Source organism: Vibrio sp. 1402, assembly GCF_033340275.1.
This window is the reverse complement of the sequence record NZ_JAWOWE010000015.1, coordinates 30894-50244: the sequence shown is the minus strand read 5'-3', so window position 1 is coordinate 50244 and position 19351 is coordinate 30894. Positions and strand designations below refer to the sequence as shown.

At 46.0% G+C, this 19351-nt stretch carries 20 protein-coding genes; 2 read left to right on the top strand and 18 right to left on the bottom strand.

The window, feature by feature from the left end; all coding sequences use genetic code 11:
- Positions 1-53: 53 nt before the first annotated feature.
- Positions 54-956 carry a DNA-binding transcriptional activator PunR gene (gene punR, locus R7044_RS20980; RefSeq protein WP_005378948.1) on the bottom strand — a complete coding sequence of 301 codons (903 nt, stop codon included), beginning with the start codon at positions 954-956 and terminating at the stop codon, positions 54-56.
- Between the two features lie 152 nt (positions 957-1108).
- On the opposite strand from punR, the gene punC reads away from it, so the two are divergent.
- On the top strand, positions 1109-2314 hold the full coding sequence (gene punC, locus R7044_RS20975) for a purine nucleoside transporter PunC (RefSeq protein WP_005378946.1): 1206 nt from the start codon (positions 1109-1111) through the stop codon (positions 2312-2314).
- Positions 2315-2358: 44 nt separating this feature from the next.
- Here the strand turns inward: punC and R7044_RS20970 are convergent, their stop codons facing one another.
- Complete coding sequence (locus R7044_RS20970; protein ID WP_005378944.1) at positions 2359-3135, bottom strand: transporter substrate-binding domain-containing protein; 777 nt, start codon at positions 3133-3135, stop codon at positions 2359-2361.
- 115 nt (positions 3136-3250) lie between these two features.
- On the opposite strand from R7044_RS20970, the gene R7044_RS20965 reads away from it, so the two are divergent.
- Entirely contained in the window at positions 3251-3991 is a 741-nt protein-coding gene (locus R7044_RS20965) for an amino acid ABC transporter permease (protein WP_222716958.1), read from the top strand.
- A gap of 80 nt (positions 3992-4071) precedes the next feature.
- Here R7044_RS20965 and glmU read toward each other — a convergent pair whose 3' ends face one another.
- From glmU to mnmE, 16 genes are all read right to left on the bottom strand, one after another.
- A complete protein-coding gene (gene glmU / locus R7044_RS20960) occupies positions 4072-5433 on the bottom strand; it encodes a bifunctional UDP-N-acetylglucosamine diphosphorylase/glucosamine-1-phosphate N-acetyltransferase GlmU (protein ID WP_054729802.1) in 1362 nt (453 codons plus the stop codon).
- Between the two features lie 149 nt (positions 5434-5582).
- Positions 5583-6005: a F0F1 ATP synthase subunit epsilon gene (locus tag R7044_RS20955; protein ID WP_005378937.1), complete on the bottom strand. Its 423-nt coding sequence runs from the start codon at positions 6003-6005 to the stop codon at positions 5583-5585.
- An 18-nt stretch (positions 6006-6023) separates the two neighbouring features.
- Positions 6024-7427 (bottom strand): F0F1 ATP synthase subunit beta, encoded by a 1404-nt coding sequence (gene atpD / locus R7044_RS20950; protein WP_005383849.1) that lies wholly within the window; start codon positions 7425-7427, stop codon positions 6024-6026.
- Between the two features lie 35 nt (positions 7428-7462).
- A complete protein-coding gene (gene atpG / locus R7044_RS20945; RefSeq protein ID WP_005378932.1) occupies positions 7463-8329 on the bottom strand; it encodes a F0F1 ATP synthase subunit gamma in 867 nt (288 codons plus the stop codon).
- Between the two features lie 44 nt (positions 8330-8373).
- The gene (gene atpA / locus R7044_RS20940) at positions 8374-9915 is read right to left on the bottom strand and encodes a F0F1 ATP synthase subunit alpha (protein WP_005378931.1); all 1542 of its coding nucleotides are present in this window, start codon (positions 9913-9915) and stop codon (positions 8374-8376) included.
- A 13-nt stretch (positions 9916-9928) separates the two neighbouring features.
- Entirely contained in the window at positions 9929-10462 is a 534-nt protein-coding gene (atpH, locus tag R7044_RS20935) for a F0F1 ATP synthase subunit delta (protein WP_017635596.1), read from the bottom strand.
- A gap of 14 nt (positions 10463-10476) precedes the next feature.
- Entirely contained in the window at positions 10477-10947 is a 471-nt protein-coding gene (atpF, locus tag R7044_RS20930; RefSeq protein WP_005378929.1) for a F0F1 ATP synthase subunit B, read from the bottom strand.
- A gap of 56 nt (positions 10948-11003) precedes the next feature.
- The gene (gene atpE / locus R7044_RS20925) at positions 11004-11261 is read right to left on the bottom strand and encodes a F0F1 ATP synthase subunit C (RefSeq protein WP_005372317.1); all 258 of its coding nucleotides are present in this window, start codon (positions 11259-11261) and stop codon (positions 11004-11006) included.
- Between the two features lie 57 nt (positions 11262-11318).
- Positions 11319-12131: a F0F1 ATP synthase subunit A gene (atpB, locus tag R7044_RS20920; protein ID WP_005378922.1), complete on the bottom strand. Its 813-nt coding sequence runs from the start codon at positions 12129-12131 to the stop codon at positions 11319-11321.
- Between the two features lie 8 nt (positions 12132-12139).
- Positions 12140-12529 carry a F0F1 ATP synthase subunit I gene (locus tag R7044_RS20915; RefSeq protein WP_005378921.1) on the bottom strand — a complete coding sequence of 130 codons (390 nt, stop codon included), beginning with the start codon at positions 12527-12529 and terminating at the stop codon, positions 12140-12142.
- A gap of 189 nt (positions 12530-12718) precedes the next feature.
- Positions 12719-13600, bottom strand: coding sequence for a ParB/RepB/Spo0J family partition protein (locus R7044_RS20910; RefSeq protein WP_005383840.1), 882 nt, complete (start codon positions 13598-13600; stop codon positions 12719-12721).
- A 24-nt stretch (positions 13601-13624) separates the two neighbouring features.
- The gene (locus R7044_RS20905) at positions 13625-14398 is read right to left on the bottom strand and encodes a ParA family protein (RefSeq protein ID WP_005383838.1); all 774 of its coding nucleotides are present in this window, start codon (positions 14396-14398) and stop codon (positions 13625-13627) included.
- Positions 14399-14408: 10 nt separating this feature from the next.
- Positions 14409-15044: a 16S rRNA (guanine(527)-N(7))-methyltransferase RsmG gene (rsmG, locus tag R7044_RS20900; protein WP_149192460.1), complete on the bottom strand. Its 636-nt coding sequence runs from the start codon at positions 15042-15044 to the stop codon at positions 14409-14411.
- Positions 15044-16939, bottom strand: coding sequence for a tRNA uridine-5-carboxymethylaminomethyl(34) synthesis enzyme MnmG (mnmG, locus tag R7044_RS20895; RefSeq protein ID WP_005378901.1), 1896 nt, complete (start codon positions 16937-16939; stop codon positions 15044-15046). Before mnmG ends, rsmG begins: the two co-directional genes overlap by 1 nt.
- Before the next feature lie 476 nt (positions 16940-17415).
- The gene (mioC, locus tag R7044_RS20890) at positions 17416-17850 is read right to left on the bottom strand and encodes an FMN-binding protein MioC (RefSeq protein WP_005378900.1); all 435 of its coding nucleotides are present in this window, start codon (positions 17848-17850) and stop codon (positions 17416-17418) included.
- Positions 17851-17950: 100 nt separating this feature from the next.
- Positions 17951-19312: a tRNA uridine-5-carboxymethylaminomethyl(34) synthesis GTPase MnmE gene (gene mnmE, locus R7044_RS20885; protein ID WP_205391065.1), complete on the bottom strand. Its 1362-nt coding sequence runs from the start codon at positions 19310-19312 to the stop codon at positions 17951-17953.
- Between the last annotated feature and the right edge of the window lie 39 nt (positions 19313-19351).

The following is a 19351-nucleotide window of genomic DNA, read 5'->3' as shown; positions in this document are numbered from 1 at the left end:
CGCCACATTTCAAACATATCAATGAAAACACCTCGCTAATGCGAGGTGTTTTTTTATGACTGTAACCAATCTTTATGTAGCTGATTAGGCGACCCAAGATAGTCCACCATCCACTGGATCAATTTATGATTATCATCTTTGCGCCATACTAAGCAGCAGTGACTGAGCGGTTTATCATCCGGCATGACCTTCTCCACCAGCACACCATCATTGATTAAGGGTGTTGCAATATGACGTGGCATGTAACCCACGCCCACCCCATTTTTTAAACATTCAATCGCACTATACCAATTGGGCAATAATAATCGGCGCTGTTGCGGATAATGGCCAGTATGGCGTTTTGGCAGCACGTTCGAAGTATCATCAAGACAGATCGCCGGAAATTGACTCACAAACGCTTCAGTAAGCACTTGTTGTCGAACGCAAGGATGAGCGGGTGACATTACAAATGCCCAATCTAATACGCCCATATCTTTGACTTCAAAATCTCCCCCAACGGGAACCGCAGATGTCGCGCCAACGACAATGTCCGCTCGACCTTGTGCTATGGCTTCCCAAGAACCATTGAAGACCTCCATATTGATCTGCAATTCAGCAAATTCAAACTCGCGATAGAAATCTTCCACCAAAGGTTTGAGTTTTTCTAACTTCACCACGTTATCTAAGGTCAGCTTTAACGTGCTTTTCCATCCTTGAGCCGCTCGCCGCGTTTGTGCTTTCACCTCTTCCATTTGACGCAGCAAAGAGCGCGCCTCGGCCATAAAAAGTTCACCCGCTGGAGTTAGCTCGACTTTCCTTGGTAAACGTCGAAACAGCACCACATCTAAATCTTGCTCGACCTGCCTTACTCCATAGCTGATGGCTGAGGGGACTTTATGCAATACCTCAGCCGCAGCGGTGAAACTGCCTAAACGGGCAACCGTATCCAGCATTTCCAAAGACGCTTTAGAGAACATGATTTAACCTTTCAAAAAATTTGATTGATAACCAACAATTTTAGCGTTTTATTTTCTCAAAATCGAAAAATAGAATAATAAGGTAAATAAATCAGGGTTGGCGCCAACTGATGTTGATTAAAAAATGATTAAATAATTTGACTGGTTGAATCATGAAAATCTCAAAACTACAGCTCATTTATCTGGCAGCATTATCGATGCTTGGCTTCGTTGCTACCGATATGTATCTGCCAGCATTCAAAGCGATGGAAATCGACTTTGCAACAGGCCCTGAGCAAATTGCGCTCTCTTTAACGGTATTCCTCGTTGGTATGGCGATTGGCCAACTAATGTGGGGATTGGCATCCGATAAATTTGGCCATCGTAATACACTCGCAGCCGGGTTGGTGCTATTTACTATCGCGTCATTCGGTTTGGCTTTCTGTGATCAAGTATGGCAACTACTCACACTGCGCTTTATCCAAGCTATCGGTGTGTGTGCACCAGCCGTTATCTGGCAGGCTATGGTCATTAAGCGCTACTCAAGCAGTAGCCAACAAATTTTTGCGACAATCATGCCACTCGTCGCGCTATCACCAGCACTAGCACCTCAATTAGGGGTTGTGTTGGCAGATAACTTCGGCTGGCACAGTATCTTTATTACGCTAACACTAGTTGGCGTCTTTTTGGTCTTTGCGACCATGGCACAAAAAGACGAGAAAGCAGAAATCAAACAAACCAGTATGTCTGCCGACATCAAAGCGCTGCTGAGTTCTAAAAAATACCTTGGCAACGTGTTTATGTTTGCGACGGCTTCAGCTGCATTCTTTGCTTACCTAACTGGGATGCCAGAAATCATGGCGCAACTGGGCTACGAAGCAAAAGATATTGGTTTGAGCTTTATCCCACAAACCATCGCGTTTATGGCTGGTGGCTACTTAGGTAAAGTAGGCGTTCGAAAATTTGGTGATGAAAAGGTTCTGCGCCAACTGATTGGCCTATTTAGTGTCGCGGCATTAATGATTTTCATTGCTTCACAGTGGGAGCTGTCATCGATTTGGCCTATTCTTGCGCCATTCTGTTTGATTGCCGTTGCTAACGGCGCACTGTACCCAATCGTGGTAAACCGTGCACTGGCCAGCGCACAACAGAGCCCTGCAACAGCAGCAGGTCTGCAAAACAGCCTGCAAATCTGTGTAAGTAGCTTCTCAAGTGCATTGGTAGCCGCAATGGCAAGCCAAGCTCAGATGGTTACTGGCATCGCAATCATCATCTGTATGGGTGGGCTGTGGATGGGATACATTCTGTCGAATCGCGAATTATCCAAGCACTTTACGACTCCTGACAACGCCCGAGTCGTGAGTGAAGACGAACTTTAATCGTTCAGATAATAAAAAGAGCCGCGCAATGCGGCTCTTTCTGTTTATAAGCTTTTCAACCCCCATTTCTTGGCAGTCTGCTTAAAAAAGCCTTGAGTCTTTTTCAACTCTACCCAGTGATTGATGTAATTAATCCATACTTGATCGTCTTGCGGCAACAACATAGCAATTGGGGTTGGTTTACGCGGTGCGGTCACTGGCACTATCGCCAACTGTTTAAACTTGTCCACCAACGTCGCTGCTTCCACATTGGACGTCACCGATACATCGGCCCTGCGAGCTAGTAGTTCTTGGAAGTCGCGCGCTGGCGCTTCAATAACAATATGCTGAGCAGACGGGAAGAACTCTTTCACCATTTTTTCTTGTACCGTACCTAACGTCGCCGCGACTTTTACTTCTGGTTTATTAAAATCCGCCCAATCAGAGAATTTGGCGAGATCTTTCTTTTGCACCACAGGTACAAAGGCAAGGTAGAAATATGGCTGGCTATATCCAGCTACTTTCGCGCGCGACATGTTCAGAGATGCGCTGCCAGTAATATCGTATTTGTTGGCGGTAATGCCATTAACTAGCGTCTTCCAATCCGTGGGCACATACTCCACTTTTACACCGAGATCTTTAGCAAGTTCTGTTGTTACATCGATATCGAAGCCACGATAACTGTTTGTCGCGGGGTCTTTCATCGTCATCGGATTCCAATCTCCCGTCGTTCCAACTCGGAGTACGCCATTGTCTAAAATGGATTGAAGACGGCTTTCAGCGTGAGCGACTTGAGTCGCAGCAAGCAAACACATTCCTAGCACTAGTAAAATCTTTCTCATTTTTATTCCCTTAAAAATAATGACCTTATACGGTTTAATAATTAACCTTTATTAGAGCTCTACTGATAACATAGCAGCAACAAAGGAAGTTTTTTAGTTAATTCAGGGAGTAAATGTGACGTTTCGAACTCTATGGCTGTTTTCACTGCTATTACTCACTGGTTGTTCAGATTATCAATGGGGCTGGTATGTACTTGACCCTTCGACGGATCAAGGGATCACCAATCTAAAGTTTTTAATCGCTGGGTTTAATGACACCATTCAGGTATCACTCCTCAGTATGTTATTTGCGATGAGCTTGGGCCTGATCGTTGCGTTACCCGCTCTGTCGGACTCTGCCTCTCTGAAGTGGATAAACCGTATTTATGTCGAGGTGATCCGTTCAGTGCCAGTTTTAGTCTTACTACTTTGGGTGTATTACGGCATGCCTACGCTATTGGATGTCTCACTCAATCACTTTTGGGCGGGTGTTATTGCACTGACTATCGCTGAGAGCGCGTTTATGGCGGAAGTATTTCGCGGTGGAATACAAGCTATCAGCCGTGGCCAGCATGAAGCGGCTGAATCTTTGGGCTTAAGCTATTGGCAAAAGATGCGCTTGGTAATTCTTCCCCAAGCGTTTCGGCAAATTCTCCCACCACTGGGCAATCAATTCGTCTACATCCTCAAGATGAGTTCTTTAGTCAGTGTGATTGGTTTAAGCGATCTCACTCGCCGTGCTAATGAGCTGGTGGTGAATGAGTACTTACCCTTAGAGATTTATACCTTCCTCGTTTTGGAGTACTTGTTGCTCATCCTATTTGTATCTCAAGCCGTTCGTTGGCTCGAAAAACGTATTGCCATTCCTAGCTACTAGCGATGAAGCCTGAGCCAGAAACAACAAAGCCGCTCTTGTTGAGCGGCTTTGACAATATAGCGACAGAGTGCAGGTAATGCTTATTTCTGTTTTACGGGACGCTGCCAGCCAGTAATTTTGCGCTCTTTGACGCGAGTAATTACTAACTCACCTTCTTCAACATCTTTTGTTAGTGTCGTGCCTGCACCGATGGTTGCGCCATCAGCGATAGTGACAGGCGCCACCAGCTGGCTATCAGAACCAACAAATACATCATTACCGATGATGGTTTTAAACTTGTTCGCACCATCGTAGTTACAAGTGATAGTACCTGCGCCGATGTTAGTACGTTGACCGATCTCTGCATCACCTAAGTAAGTTAGGTGGTTCGCTTTTGAACCTTCTCCGATGCGCGCATTTTTCACTTCAACGAAGTTACCCACATGGGAATCGTTACGCATTTCAGCACCAGGACGAAGGCGAGTAAATGGACCAACCGTACATTCTTCACCAACCGTTGCACCTTCAATCACACTGTAAGGGCGAACGATGGTGTTGTCGTCGATTTCACAATCTTTCAGTACACAACCCGCACCGATAACCACGTTATCACCCAGTGAAACTTTACCTTCGACGATAACATTCACGTCGATTTCACAGTCCATACCGCACTGTAACTCACCACGCAAATCAAAGCGTGCTGGATCGCGTAGCATGACACCTTGCTCTAGTAGCTTCTGAGCTTGCATTGACTGGAAAGCACGCTCTAGACGAGCAAGCTGTGCGCGGTCATTGACCCCTTCCACCTCAATGGCATTGACTGGGTGTACAGCCTCAACGGCACGACCTTCTTCGTGTGCAGCTGCAATAACGTCAGTTAGGTAATATTCGCCTTGTGCGTTGTTGTTGTTTAAGCCAGACAACCAACGCTTAAGATCCCCACCAGTCGCAACCATCACGCCAGTATTGATCTCTTTAATTTGTTTTTGTTCTTCTGTTGCATCTTTTTGTTCAACGATCGCCACAACAGGACCATTCTTACGGATAATACGACCGTAGCCTGTCGGGTTATCTAGAATCACTGTTAGTAGTGCAATACCGCCTGTTGGCTGTGCATCTAATAGGTTTTCAATCGTTTCAGCTGAAATCAGTGGAACATCACCGTAAAGCACCAGTACTTTTTCATCGTCTTCAAACTTCGGAGACGCTTGATCAACCGCATGACCTGTACCTAGTTGCTCCGCTTGCAGTACCCAGTTTACAGGCTCTTCTGCTAGCGTTTGCTGCATTTGATCACCACCGTGACCATATACTAAGTGGATGTTTTGTGCGCCAAGACCTGTACATGTATCAATCACATGTTTTGCCATTGGCTTCCCTGCCAAAGTGTGTAGCACTTTAGGCATGTTTGAATACATACGGGTACCTTTACCCGCAGCAAGGATCACAGCACTGAATTTCATTAATAACCTATTGACGTTCTATTTTAATTGGGCGTTATTTTAAACACCTTGGAAGGATTAGTTAATGGTGGGATGTAAATTTCCAACTAAAATTAATCAAAAAGGCGACCAATTGGCCGCCTTTTTTCATGCAACGTTGCTAATTGAGCTTAGCGACGCTTTTTTGTCAGCTCGATAACTCGTAGCTGAGCAATGGCTTTAGCCAGTTCACTGGCCGCTTGTGCGAAGTCCATGTCACCATGCTGATTCTGGATTTGCTCCTCAGCGCGGCGTTTGGCTTCTTCTGCCTTCGCTGCGTCTAGCTCTTCACCACGGATAGCTGTATCAGCTAGTACAGTCGCTGTACCAGGCTGAATCTCTACCATACCACCAGAAACATAAATAATTTCTTCGTGGCCGTGCTGTTTCACAATACGCACCATACCAGGCTTGATAGCGGTCAGCAGCGGTGTGTGACCATGGAAAATACCAAGTTCACCTTCGCTACCGGTCACCTGAAACGTTTCAACACGACCAGAGAAGATTTTCTTCTCAGCGCTTACTACGTCTAGGTGAAAGGTTATTGCTGCCATATCGCCTCCTAGTTAGCCTTATAGCTTCTTCGCATTCTCAATAGCATCGTCGATGCTACCGCAGTACATAAATGCCTGCTCAGGAATGTCGTCGTATTCACCAGCTAGTAGACCTTTAAAGCCACGTAGAGTCTCTTTTAGAGGTACGTAAATACCAGGGTCACCTGTAAATACTTCTGCTACGTGGTAAGGCTGAGTTAGGAAACGCTCAATCTTACGTGCACGAGATACAACTTGCTTATCTTCTTCAGATAGCTCGTCCATACCTAGGATAGCAATGATATCTTTCAGCTCTTTGTAGCGCTGAAGAGTCTGCTGAACACCACGAGCAACTTCGTAGTGATCTTGACCAACGACTAGTGGATCAAGCATACGAGATGTTGAATCTAGCGGGTCGATCGCAGGGTATAGACCCATTGCAGCGATGTTACGGTTAAGTACAACCGTTGCATCCAAGTGCGCGAACGTTGTTGCTGGAGACGGGTCAGTCAAGTCATCCGCTGGTACGTATACCGCCTGTACAGACGTGATAGAACCTGATTTCGTTGACGTGATACGCTCCTGAAGTACACCCATCTCTTCTGCAAGAGTTGGCTGGTAACCTACCGCAGAAGGCATACGACCTAGTAGTGCTGATACCTCTGTACCTGCAAGTGTGTAACGGTAGATGTTATCAATGAACAGTAGTACGTCACGACCTTCGTCACGGAAACGCTCTGCCATTGTTAGACCAGTCAGTGCAACACGTAGACGGTTACCTGGTGGCTCGTTCATCTGACCGTAAACCATCGCTACTTTTGATTCTTCAGGCTTCTCAACGTTTACAACGCCCGCTTCCTGCATCTCGTAGTAGAAATCGTTACCTTCACGAGTACGCTCACCAACACCAGCAAATACTGATAGACCTGAGTGCTGTAGTGCGATGTTGTTGATAAGTTCCATCATGTTAACGGTCTTACCTACACCTGCACCACCGAATAGACCGATTTTACCACCCTTAGCGAATGGACAAATTAGGTCGATTACTTTAACGCCCGTTTCTAGAAGTGCAATTTCGTTTGATTGCTCTTCGTAGCTTGGTGCACTACGGTGGATAGAGTAAACCTCTTCCGCACCCACTTCACCACGCTCGTCAATCGCGTCACCTAGGACGTTCATGATACGACCTAGAGTTTTAGTACCTACTGGTACTGAAATTGGAGCGCCAGTGTTAACCACTTCTACTCCACGACGTAAACCATCAGAGCTACCCATTACGATACAACGAACTACGCCACCGCCTAGCTGTTGTTGAACTTCAAGAACTAGACGCTCTTTTGAGTCCGTTACGTTTAGAGCGTCATATACACTAGGTACATTGCTCTGTGGGAACTCTACGTCGACTACCGCACCGATGATCTGTACGATCTTACCTGTAGCCATCGTTAATCCTCTAAACTATTTCGTTTTACCTAAGCTTAAACCGCAGCTGCACCACCAACGATTTCTGATAGTTCTTGTGTAATCGCAGCCTGACGGGCTTTGTTGTACACAAGTTCCAAATCGTCAATCAAACTGGTTGCGTTATCCGTTGCAGCCTTCATCGCAATCATTCGAGCCGCTTGCTCACAAGCAAGGTTCTCAACCACACCTTGGTATACCTGAGACTCTACGTAACGCACTAATAGCGTATCCAGTAGAGGTTTTGGTTCAGGCTCATAGATGTAGTCCCATGAATGCTCACGCTGCATCTCTTCGCTGTCCGATTTAGGCAAAGGTAGCAATTGATCGATCGTTGGTTGCTGAACCATAGTATTAACAAACTTGTTGAATACTACATATAGACGGTCCAGTTCACCTTCATCGTATTTCTTCAGCATTACGCCAACAGAGCCGATTAGGTCTTGTAGGCTTGGATTATCTCCAAGACCAGAAACCTGTGCCGCAACTTTTGCGCCACCATGTTTAAAGAAAGCTGTTGCTTTTGAGCCAACAACGGCTAGCTCAATCTCAGCACCTTTCTCTCTCCATGCTTGCATGTCTGTAACGGCTTTTTTGAACACGTTAATGTTCAAACCACCACACAGACCACGGTCTGTCGAAACGATGATGTAACCAACACGTTTAGCTTCACGCTCTTCTAGGTACGGATGACGGTACTCTAGGTTTGCGTTAGCCACATGACCGATCACTTTACGCATTGTTTCAGCGTATGGACGAGAAGCTTCCATTGCATCTTGAGAACGACGCATTTTTGAAGCTGCTACCATTTCCATCGCTTTCGTAATTTTCTGAGTGCTTTTAACACTACCGATTTTATTACGTATCTCTTTTGCGCCGGCCATCGTTACTCTCCGTTAGTTGGTGGCAGAAACTGCCACCGACCTAATTACCAAGTTTGGGTTGCTTTGAAGTCGTCAGTCAGTTTCTTCAACTGAGCTTCGATTTCATCGTTGTAAGCGCCAGACTTGTCGATCTCAGCTGCTAGTTCAGCGTATTGACCGCGAGCGTACGATAGTAGAGCCGCCTCGAAATCTAGAACTTTGTTAAGTTCTACATCATCAAGGTAACCGCGCTCTGCCGCGAAGATAGTTAGAGCTTGGTCAAATACAGACATTGGAGCGTACTGCTTCTGCTTCATTAGTTCTGTAACTTTTTGACCATGGTCTAGCTGTTTCTTCGTTGCGTCATCAAGGTCAGAAGAGAACTGAGCAAATGCCGCTAGTTCACGGTATGCAGCTAGTGCTGTACGGATACCACCTGATAGTTTCTTGATGATTTTCGTCTGAGCTGAACCACCTACACGAGATACTGAGATACCAGGGTCAACAGCAGGACGAACACCAGCGTTGAATAGCTCAGTTTGTAGGAAGATCTGACCATCGGTAATCGAGATTACGTTAGTCGGTACGAATGCTGAAACGTCACCTGCTTGAGTTTCGATGATAGGAAGAGCAGTCAAAGAACCAGTCTTACCTTTCACTTCACCGTTAGTGAAACGCTCTACGTACTCTTCGTTTACACGAGCTGCACGCTCTAGTAGACGCGAGTGTAAGTAGAATACGTCACCTGGGAATGCCTCACGGCCTGGTGGACGTTTAAGTAGTAGAGAGATCTGACGGTAAGCTACCGCTTGCTTAGATAGATCATCGTAAACAATCAGTGCGTCTTCACCGCGATCGCGGAAGTATTCACCCATCGCACAACCTGCGTAAGGCGCTAGGTATTGAAGCGCTGCAGATTCAGAAGCTGATGCAACTACAACGATAGTATTTTGTAGTGCGCCGTGCTCTTCTAGTTTGCGAACAACGTTAGCGATAGTCGATGCTTTCTGACCGATTGCTACGTAGATAGAGAAAATACCAGAGTCTTTCTGGTTGATGATCGCGTCGATCGCCAGTGCTGTTTTACCAATCTGACGGTCACCGATGATAAGCTCACGCTGACCACGACCGATTGGGATCATTGAGTCAACTGACTTATAACCAGTTTGCACAGGTTGGTCTACCGATTTACGGTCGATTACACCTGGTGCGATCACTTCTACAGGCGAAGTCATTTTCGCTTCGATTGGACCTTTACCATCGATAGGCTCACCCAGCGTATTTACTACGCGGCCTAGTAGTTCTGGACCAACTGGCACTTCAAGAATGCGGCCAGTACCTGTAACTTTCATGCCTTCCTTAAGGTCAGCATATGGGCCCATTACAACCGCACCAACCGAGTCACGCTCAAGGTTAAGTGCCAGTGCATAACGGCCACCCGGTAATTCAATCATTTCACCTTGCATCACGTCCGCTAGGCCGTGGATGCGGATGATACCATCGCTTACCGATACGATAGTACCCTCGTTGCGAGCTTCACTAACAACTTCGAAAGATTCGATACGTTGTTTGATCAGATCGCTAATTTCCGTGGAATTAAGTTGCATGCTCCAATCCCCATTAAGACTGCAATGCATCGCTCAGGCGGTTCAAACGACCACGCGCTGAGTCATCGATGACTAGGTCTCCGGCTCGAATAATAACCCCACCAAGTAGGGTCTCATCTACACTGCAATTCAGCTTCACTTTGCGTTCAAGACGCTTTTCAAGTTTGCTGCCAATGTTTGCAAGTTGTTCATCAGAAAGCTCTGTTGCTGAAATTACTTCAACATCAATTTCTTTCTCATGTTCTTTTTTCAGAGTAAAAAACTCCGTGCAAACATCAGGAAGGGCCGCTAAACGACCATTCTCAGCCATTACCTTCAAAAGGTTTTGACCGTGCGCATCAACTTGTTCGCCGCAAACTGCAACAAAAATTTCTGCCATTTTGTCAGCAGAAACCGAACCCGTTAGTAGTTCGTTCATTTGTTCGTTTTTGGCCACTTCAGCAGCAAAAGATAACATTTGGCCCCATTGGTCCAACTGGTCTTTCTCTAAAGCAAAGTCGAAGGCTGCTTTAGCATAGGGGCGTGCGATAGTAGTCAAATCAGACATATGCGCCCCCAGACTTAAAGTTTTGCAGTAATGTTGTCGAGAATATCTTTTTGCGCATCTTTATCGATAGAACGCTCAAGGATTTTCTCAGCACCAGCTACAGCCAGAGTAGCAACTTGTTTGCGCAGCTCATCGCGTGCACGATTGCGTTCAGCTTCAAGTTCTGCTTCTGCTTGCGCTAGGATTTTCTGGCGTTCTGCCTGAGCTTCCTCGCGAGCTTCATCAAGAATTTGAGACTTACGCTTGTTCGCTTGTTCGATGATCTCAGTTGCTGTGCGCTTCGCTTCTTTCAATTGATCAGAAGCGTTGGCTTGTGCTAGATCCAAGTCTTTCGCAGCACGTTCTGCTGCTTGAAGACCATCAGCAATTTTCTTCTGACGCTCTTCGATCGCTTGCATCAATGGTGGCCATACATACTTCATGCAGAACCACACAAATAGTGCGAACGAGATTGCTTGACCTAGCAGAGTTGCGTTTATGTTCACAACAGCTACTCCCTTTTAAGAATCAACTACAAAAATACAATTAACAGAGTTGTTAATTAGCCTGCTAGTTGACCCACAAATGGGTTTGCGAAAGTGAATAGTAGCGCGATTACGATACCGATCATTGGAACCGCATCAAGTAGACCCGCGATGATGAACATCTTAACTTGTAGCATAGGAGCCATTTCTGGTTGACGTGCAGCACCTTCTAGGAATTTACCACCTAGCAGTGCGAAACCAATCGCTGTACCAAGAGAAGCAAGACCGACGATAATACCTACGGCGATTGCAGAAAAGCTCAGTAAAGTTTCCATTACTATCTCCAATTTATAGTTGTTGGCTTAGTGCCCAAATAAAAAGCTTTAAAAAAATTAATGATCAGGATCTTCGTGTGCCATTGACAGGTAAACAATTGTCAACATCATGAATACGAAGGCTTGAATCGTAATAACCAAGATATGGAAGATTGCCCACGGTAGTGAACCCATCCATTGTAAGTACCATGGTAGCATTGCCGCACAAAGAATGAATACAACCTCACCCGCGAACATGTTACCGAATAGACGCATACCGAGTGATAGAGGTTTCGCTAATAGCGATACCACTTCAATTAGTAGGTTAAACGGAATCATCAGTGGGTGATTGAATGGATGTAGTGCAAGTTCTTTTGCGAATCCACCTAGACCTTTTACTTTGATGCTGTAGTAAATCATCAATGCAAAAACGCCTAGAGCCATAGCCATGGTGATATTCACATCAGCAGACGGTACAACCTTAAGGTAAGGGATACCTAGCCAATGCTCTGCTGGGTATGGTAAGAAGTCGATAGGAACTAAGTCCATCACGTTCATCAAAAATACCCAACAAAAGATAGTCAGTGCTAAAGGCGCGATCAGTGGGTTGCGTCCATGGAACGTGTCTTTGACGTTATCGGCGACAAATTCAACGATCATTTCTACAGCACACTGAAGCTTACCCGGTACACCCGCTGTTGTTCTCTTTGCTACTTTGTAAAAAATTCCGAGGAAAATTAAACCAGTAAACCAAGAAAAAAACAGGCTATCGATATGTACGTTCCAGAAACTTGTCTCCGACCCTACTAAACCCAACTTGTATAGCGATAGGTTAGAAAGGTGGTGGGCAATGTAACCGGACGATGTTAGCGCTTCACCTGGCGCAGCCATAACTCATCCTATTTTTTGTTGTTAATGAATAGCACTGGTGCACAGATATTAATACCTAGTACCAGCAAATAGGTTAGTTTGAGGGGAACAAGTTCCACCTGCATATACATGTAGGCAACATAGAACAGTGCAACCGTGATGAGAATTTTCAGTACTTCACCCGTATAGAAGGAAGCAGCGATGCGCTTGGCAGCGCGAGCTCCACTAAACATGAAAGCACACAGCGCGAATACTGCATTGGCAACAACAAAAATGCCTCCGCCAATCAGCGCTGAAAATCCCCAGTCAGGATTTATGGCTACCGCCATTCCTGCTGCCACAAAAATAACCGCGCCAGACTGGATCATTAACAATTGCCTTGCGAGCTCTCGTCCTGGTCTAGCTAACGCAGCTACCATGTATTCGTACCTCTAGTAATATCCACTTCGCACTTAACTCTCTGTGCTGGGAAATTGGCGAAAATTATACGTTCAGTTCAACGTAAAGCAATTCGATTGCATCAAAAACTTACAGTTTTGTTTACAAAACGACAACTTTCGCACAAAATTCGATTAATTAGATTAATTGACCTAAATCAATTATCTCATCTAGGCCTCAAGCTTGGCAATTAGTTGGTCCAATTTGTGAGGCTCATCAAGACTTATCGTCAATTTCGCTTTTCCGTTTGCAGAACGGGTAAGAGAAACTTTTGCATCAAGCAGCTGACTCAATTTATGCGACATTTGCTCGGCTTCGGTATCCTCTTGTTGCCCTTTTTGCTCATTTTGTGGGGCTAAGCACTTTTTTACTAACTGTTCGGTTTGGCGAACAGTCATTTGCTTCTTAGCCACTTGTTGAGCTACTTCGACTTGCTGTTCGCCTTCTAACGCTAACAGAGCTCGAGCATGACCCATTTCCAATTTTTTATCTGCAACCAGACCTTTTACATCAACTTCCAACTGATTCAGACGTAATAGGTTACTCACCGTCGTTCTTGATTTACCAATCACATCGGCCACTTGCTGATGTGTCAGCGTGAATTCATCTTGTAGACGCTCAAGCGCTTGGGCTTCCTCAATCACATTCAAGTCTTCACGTTGAATGTTTTCAATCAACGCCATAGCGATGGCGGCACGATCTTCAACTTTTTTCACCAAACACGGCACGCGCTTTAAACCCGCCTGCCTTGCAGCACGCCAGCGGCGCTCACCTGCGATGATCTCAAACTGACCATTTTCGACCTGGCGAACCACGATTGGTTGAATAATGCCTTGTGATTGAATCGAAGCCGCTAGTTCTTCTAGCGCTTCAGGCGCCATATCTTTACGCGGTTGGTATACGCCCGGCTGCAATTGACCAATCGCTAAATCGGTTAACTCACCGTCTGCCGATAATTCTTGGCTATGCGATGCAATATGCTGTTTTTCACGAGCAAACGAACTGGTCGACAATAACGCATCCAGTCCTTTTCCGAGACCACGCTTAGACATGGGATTGAATTCCTTAGGTTAGAGTTAAACTGGGATTTCTTCGCGGCGGAGCATTTCGCCCGCTAGAGCAAGATACGCTTTGGCACCTGCGGAGTACTTATCGTAGTACATTGCAGGCTTACCGTGACTTGGCGCTTCAGCCAAACGAACATTACGTGGAATGACAGTACGGTAAACTTTATTCCCAAAGTGTTTTTTAAGTTGATCGGATACTTCATTCGATAAGCGGTTGCGTGGGTCGTACATGGTACGCAATAAACCTTCGATTTTTAGGTTCTCATTGACCACGGCCGCTAACTTGCTGATTGTATCCATAAGAGCAGTTAAACCTTCTAACGCAAAGTATTCACATTGCATCGGCACCAGCACAGAGTCAGCTGCCGCCATCGCATTGATTGTAAGAAGGTTTAGAGAAGGAGGACAATCAATAAAGATGAAATCATAGTTATCGCGAACTGACGACAATGCATTTTTTAGACGCACTTCACGAGCGAAAACTTCCATCAATTTGATTTCTGCCGCGGTTACGTCTCCGTTCGCCGCGATCAAATCATACTTCCCTGTTGTTTGGGTACAAACGACTTGATCGAACGGTGTATCTTCGACCAAAAGATCGTATGCGGTGGCGTCGACCATATACTTATCCACGCCACTGGCCATCGTAGCATTGCCTTGCGGGTCGAGATCGATCACCAAAACCTTGCGCTTTGTTGCCGCCATCGAAGCCGCTAAGTTAATGCACGTTGTTGTTTTGCCGACCCCACCTTTCTGGTTGGCGATTGCTACAATTTTACCCACGATTACCTCGCTAATTTTCCTTGCGCGATAAGATTACTAGATGACGATCACCTTCCAACTCAGGAACAGCCAAAGATATGATCTCTGTCACACTGCACCATTCAGGAAGCTGATCCATTTCATCTTTAGGGTGCTGTCCTTTCAGCGCTAGAAACACCCCGTGCTCTTGTTTCGGCAAATGGTGGCACCATTCCACCATGTCTATCATTGAAGCAAAAGCTCGACTCAAAACGCCATCAAATTTTTCTTCAGGTTGGAATTCTTCGACACGACTTTGAATTGGTGTCACGTTTTTCAGCCCTAATGTGTGCACGACTTGCTTGATAAAACGGATGCGTTTGCCAAGACTATCGAGCAAAAAGAAGGTTTTCTCAGGGTTCATGATTGCCAAAGGGATGCCCGGTAACCCCGGACCAGTACCAACATCAATGAAGCGCTCACCGGACAGGTGTGCGCTTACAACGATACTATCAAGAATATGTTTCACTAACATATCAAGCGGATCACGTACCGATGTTAAATTGTACGCTTTGTTCCATTTGTCGAGCAGTTCAACATAACCAACTAACTGCTCTCGTTGCTGTTCTGACACTTCCAAATCGGTTTTCGCGATCAGTGAATCCAACTTTGTTCGCAATGCGCTCATTATTCTTCCTCACCTTTCTTCAGCAAACCATGCTTTTTCAAGTGAACAAGTAGAATAGAAATTGCAGCAGGCGTAATACCAGAAATGCGTGATGCAATACCGATGCTCTCTGGTTTGGCCTCGCTCAGTTTAGCAACGACTTCGTTTGATAAACCTTTTACATCGCGGTAATCCAAATCAGCAGGTAACTTGGTATTTTCGTGACGCAGTGATTTTTCGATCTCTTCCTGCTGACGCTTGATGTAACCATCGTATTTCACTTGAATTTCAACTTGCTCAGCCGCTTGCTGATCTTCAAGAGCAGGAGCAAACGCTTCAAGTTGCGTCAGTTGCGAATAAGTGATCTCTGGACGACGCAGAAGATCCTCACCACTCGCTTCACGGGCCATTGGGGTTTTCAGCAGCTTGTTCAACTCATCAACCCCCTCTGACTTCGGATTCATCCACGTTGCTTTCAAACGCTGACGCTCCGTTTCCATATTGTTGATTTTCTCGTTAAAGCGAGCCCAACGAACATCATCAATCAAGCCTAGCTCGCGCGCTTTTTCCGTTAAACGTAAATCGGCGTTATCTTCACGAAGTAGCAGGCGGTATTCCGCACGAGAAGTGAACATGCGGTACGGCTCTTTGGTACCCATGGTCGATAAGTCATCAATCAACACGCCCATGTAAGCTTGGTCACGACGTGGGCTCCAGCCTTCTTTGTCTTGGCTAAACAAGCTTGCGTTTAGGCCCGCCATCAAGCCTTGCGCTGCGGCTTCTTCGTAGCCAGTCGTACCATTAATCTGGCCAGCAAAGAACAAACCATGGATGAACTTCGTCTCGTACGTTTGCTTCAAATCACGTGGATCGAAGAAATCGTATTCAATCGCATAACCTGGGCGAACGATGTGTGCATTTTCAAACCCTTTCATTGAGCGCACGATTTGTACTTGCACATCAAATGGCAAGCTGGTCGAGATACCATTAGGGTATAACTCGTGCGTGGTTAGGCCTTCTGGCTCAATGAAGATTTGGTGGCTGTTTTTGTCAGCGAAACGCATCACTTTGTCTTCAATAGACGGACAGTAACGCGGACCAATACCTTCAATCACACCTGCGTACATTGGACTGCGATCCAAGTTACTACGGATCACATCGTGAGTTTGTTCATTGGTGTGGGTGATGAAACATGGAATCTGACGCGGATGCTGTTCACGTTTGCCCATGAACGAGAATACAGGAGTTGGGTTATCACCGTGCTGAGCTTCTAGCACTGAAAAATCAACAGTACGAGCATCAATGCGCGGTGGAGTACCTGTTTTTAAACGATCCACACGGAACGGCAGTTCACGCAGTCGATCCGCTAATGCGATCGATGGTGGATCCCCGGCACGACCACCAGACGAGCTTTCCATACCTATGTGGATCTTACCACCAAGGAAGGTACCCACGGTTAGCACAACGGCTTTCGCATGGAAGCGAAGTCCCATTTGAGTTACCACACCAACTGCGCGATCTTGTTCAACAATCAGATCATCAACTGATTGCTGGAACAACGTTAAGTTAGGCGCATTTTCTAATGCATTACGAACGTACGCTTTGTACAGAGCGCGATCGGCTTGAGCTCGAGTTGCTCGTACTGCAGGACCTTTGGAGGCATTTAGTGTACGAAACTGAATACCTGCATGGTCGATGGCTTCAGCCATCAAACCGCCCATAGCATCTACTTCTTTTACTAAGTGACCTTTACCAATACCACCGATCGCCGGATTACAAGACATCTGGCCTAATGTATCGATGTTATGGGTAAGGAGAAGCGTTTTTTGTCCTGTGCGTGCAGATGCGAGCGCGGCTTCCGTTCCTGCGTGTCCGCCACCGACAACAATGACGTCAAAGTTTTCGTGATAAAGCATGAACTGACCTCAGGTATTCAAAGGGATTTAATGGACAGATAAAGGAGCCGTATTTTACCTGCTTTATGCCAGAGAGAAAAACGTTTTCTCGTTTTATCCGTTTTAAGCTTCAAGATAAATATATATAAGATCTATATATATGATCTTTTATTAGATCTACTATTAGGATCGACCGTTTCTGTGGATAACCTAAAAATGATCAACAAGATCATGGATCTTCTTTGGATCATATCTTGTGATCATGATTGGATCAGATCGAGGATTACCTGGGATCAAAAGTGGTGGTTATACACAGGGGATAAAATTGATCAAAGTTGTTATTGGGATAACTAAAGGAAAATCACTGGATCTTATTGTAGTTATCCACAGTCTGTTTGGTTGGTTTTTGAGCGGTTAAACAAAATAATTTGGTGGGAGTTATTCACATGGGAGAAAACAGAGCCGAATTTCGACTCTGTTGAAGGGAAGTCGTGAGTTTAAAAACGTTCGATATTCTCTTTTAACCACATCTCTGCGGCGTCTTCTGGCACATCATGGCTCAGTACATCGATTTTAAAGCAATCTGCGAGAGGGGTTGCACCAATATCCTCTAATAAATCATAAGCGTGTTGACCAGCGGCACAGAACGTATCGTAGCTAGAGTCACCAATCGCAATCACCGCAAATTTTACATCAGTCATTTTTGGCGGTGTATTTTGTAATGCTGCGATAAAAGGTTGGATATTATCAGGATACTCACCAGCTCCATGTGTAGAGGTGATCACCAACCACGTACCTTGATTTTCGATATCACTGAGGGAAGGCTGGTTGTGGATCGTTGTTTCAAATCCATTCTCGTTGAGTAGATCACTCAGGTGATCCCCTACGTATTCTGCGCCACCTAACGTGCTGCCTGTAATAATGTGGATCATACTTCTTCCTTATTGAATGCGACGGCTAAAGCTCATGGATGGCTTGCCGTACAAAAAGAAACGCGGTGTGAGTTAAGCTCAGCACCGCGCGTTCGATTATTTACTTCCCGATACAGAATGAAGAGAAGATTCGTCCCAGTAAGTCGTCAGAACTGAACTCACCGGTAATCTCATTGAGATGTTGTTGGGTGATGCGTAGCTCTTCAGCCAATATTTCACCAGCCATATAGCCTTCAAGCTGCTCCTGGCCTATTTGAAGGTGCTGTGCGGCACGTTCTAATGCATCGAGATGACGACGACGAGCCATAAACCCACCTTCACTGTTGCCAGAGAAGCCCATACACTCCTTGAGATGATCGCGCAGAGCTTCAACCCCTGCACCAGTCTTCGCTGACAAACGGATAAGGGTAGGGTTATTGACGTGGCAGATCCCCATATCTTCACCCGTTTGATCCGCTTTATTACGGATCACAGTTATACCAATGTTGTCTGGTAGGCGATCCACAAAATCTGGCCAGATATCTTTCGGATCGGTGGCATCGGTTGTCGTGCCATCCACCATGAACAACACGCGGTCTGCTTGGGCTATTTCATCCCACGCGCGTTCGATACCGATTTTCTCTACTTCATCGGAAGCATCACGCAAACCTGCTGTATCAATGATGTGTAGTGGCATGCCATCAATATGGATATGCTCACGCAGTACATCACGCGTGGTTCCTGCGATGTCGGTTACGATTGCAGATTCTTTACCCGATAGCGCGTTCAGTAGGCTTGATTTGCCCGCATTTGGACGACCCGCAATCACGACTTTCATCCCTTCACGCATAATAGCGCCTTGGTTAGCTTCTTTGCGCACCGCATCTAGGTTGTCGATGATGGCTTGTAGGTCACCAGCCACTTTACCGTCGGCCAAAAAGTCGATCTCTTCTTCAGGGAAGTCGATGGCTGCTTCAACATAGATACGCAAATGAATCAGCGACTCAACTAAGGTATTAATGCGGCCTGAAAATGCGCCCTGTAAGGATTGCAGTGCCGATTTTGCTGCTTCTTCAGAACTGGCATCAATGAGGTCTGCGATCGCCTCGGCTTGAGCGAGGTCGAGTTTATCGTTCAGAAATGCGCGTTCAGAGAACTCACCAGGGCGAGCAGCTCGAATACCATCTATACCTAGAATGCGGTTTATCAGCATATCCATCACGACAGGGCCGCCATGGCCTTGCAGCTCAAGTACGTCTTCACCGGTAAATGAATGCGGGTTAGGGAAGTACAGTGCGATGCCCTGATCAAGCACAGTGCCATCTTCTGACTTAAACGGCAGGTACTCTGCGTAGCGGGGCTTTAGTGTTTTGCCAGTGACTTCTAACGCCACTTGGTTGGCTTTAGGGCCAGAAACTCGAATAATACCGACACCGCCACGACCAGGCGCGGTCGCTTGAGCGACAATCGTATCTGTAGTCATAATTTTGCCTTTTGAGCTGGGCTATAGGGAAGATACCTA

What these genes read in the sequence shown, in the direction of transcription:
- atpE (WP_005372317.1), bottom strand. Translation starts at nt 11,261, where the DNA reads ATGGAAACTTTACTGAGCTTTTCTGCAATCGCCGTAGGTATTATCGTC.
- atpD (WP_005383849.1), bottom strand. Translation starts at nt 7,427, where the DNA reads ATGGCTACAGGTAAGATCGTACAGATCATCGGTGCGGTAGTCGACGTA.
- punR (WP_005378948.1), bottom strand. Translation starts at nt 956, where the DNA reads ATGTTCTCTAAAGCGTCTTTGGAAATGCTGGATACGGTTGCCCGTTTA.
- R7044_RS20910 (WP_005383840.1), bottom strand. Translation starts at nt 13,600, where the DNA reads ATGTCTAAGCGTGGTCTCGGAAAAGGACTGGATGCGTTATTGTCGACC.
- R7044_RS20970 (WP_005378944.1), bottom strand. Translation starts at nt 3,135, where the DNA reads ATGAGAAAGATTTTACTAGTGCTAGGAATGTGTTTGCTTGCTGCGACT.
- rsmG (WP_149192460.1), bottom strand. Translation starts at nt 15,044, where the DNA reads ATGAGCGCATTGCGAACAAAGTTGGATTCACTGATCGCGAAAACCGAT.
- glmU (WP_054729802.1), bottom strand. Translation starts at nt 5,433, where the DNA reads ATGAAATTCAGTGCTGTGATCCTTGCTGCGGGTAAAGGTACCCGTATG.
- atpA (WP_005378931.1), bottom strand. Translation starts at nt 9,915, where the DNA reads ATGCAACTTAATTCCACGGAAATTAGCGATCTGATCAAACAACGTATC.
- mnmE (WP_205391065.1), bottom strand. Translation starts at nt 19,312, where the DNA reads ATGACTACAGATACGATTGTCGCTCAAGCGACCGCGCCTGGTCGTGGC.
- atpG (WP_005378932.1), bottom strand. Translation starts at nt 8,329, where the DNA reads ATGGCCGGCGCAAAAGAGATACGTAATAAAATCGGTAGTGTTAAAAGC.
- mioC (WP_005378900.1), bottom strand. Translation starts at nt 17,850, where the DNA reads ATGATCCACATTATTACAGGCAGCACGTTAGGTGGCGCAGAATACGTA.
- mnmG (WP_005378901.1), bottom strand. Translation starts at nt 16,939, where the DNA reads ATGCTTTATCACGAAAACTTTGACGTCATTGTTGTCGGTGGCGGACAC.
- atpB (WP_005378922.1), bottom strand. Translation starts at nt 12,131, where the DNA reads ATGGCTGCGCCAGGTGAAGCGCTAACATCGTCCGGTTACATTGCCCAC.
- punC (WP_005378946.1), top strand. Translation starts at nt 1,109, where the DNA reads ATGAAAATCTCAAAACTACAGCTCATTTATCTGGCAGCATTATCGATG.
- R7044_RS20955 (WP_005378937.1), bottom strand. Translation starts at nt 6,005, where the DNA reads ATGGCAGCAATAACCTTTCACCTAGACGTAGTAAGCGCTGAGAAGAAA.
- atpH (WP_017635596.1), bottom strand. Translation starts at nt 10,462, where the DNA reads ATGTCTGATTTGACTACTATCGCACGCCCCTATGCTAAAGCAGCCTTC.
- R7044_RS20915 (WP_005378921.1), bottom strand. Translation starts at nt 12,529, where the DNA reads ATGGTAGCTGCGTTAGCTAGACCAGGACGAGAGCTCGCAAGGCAATTG.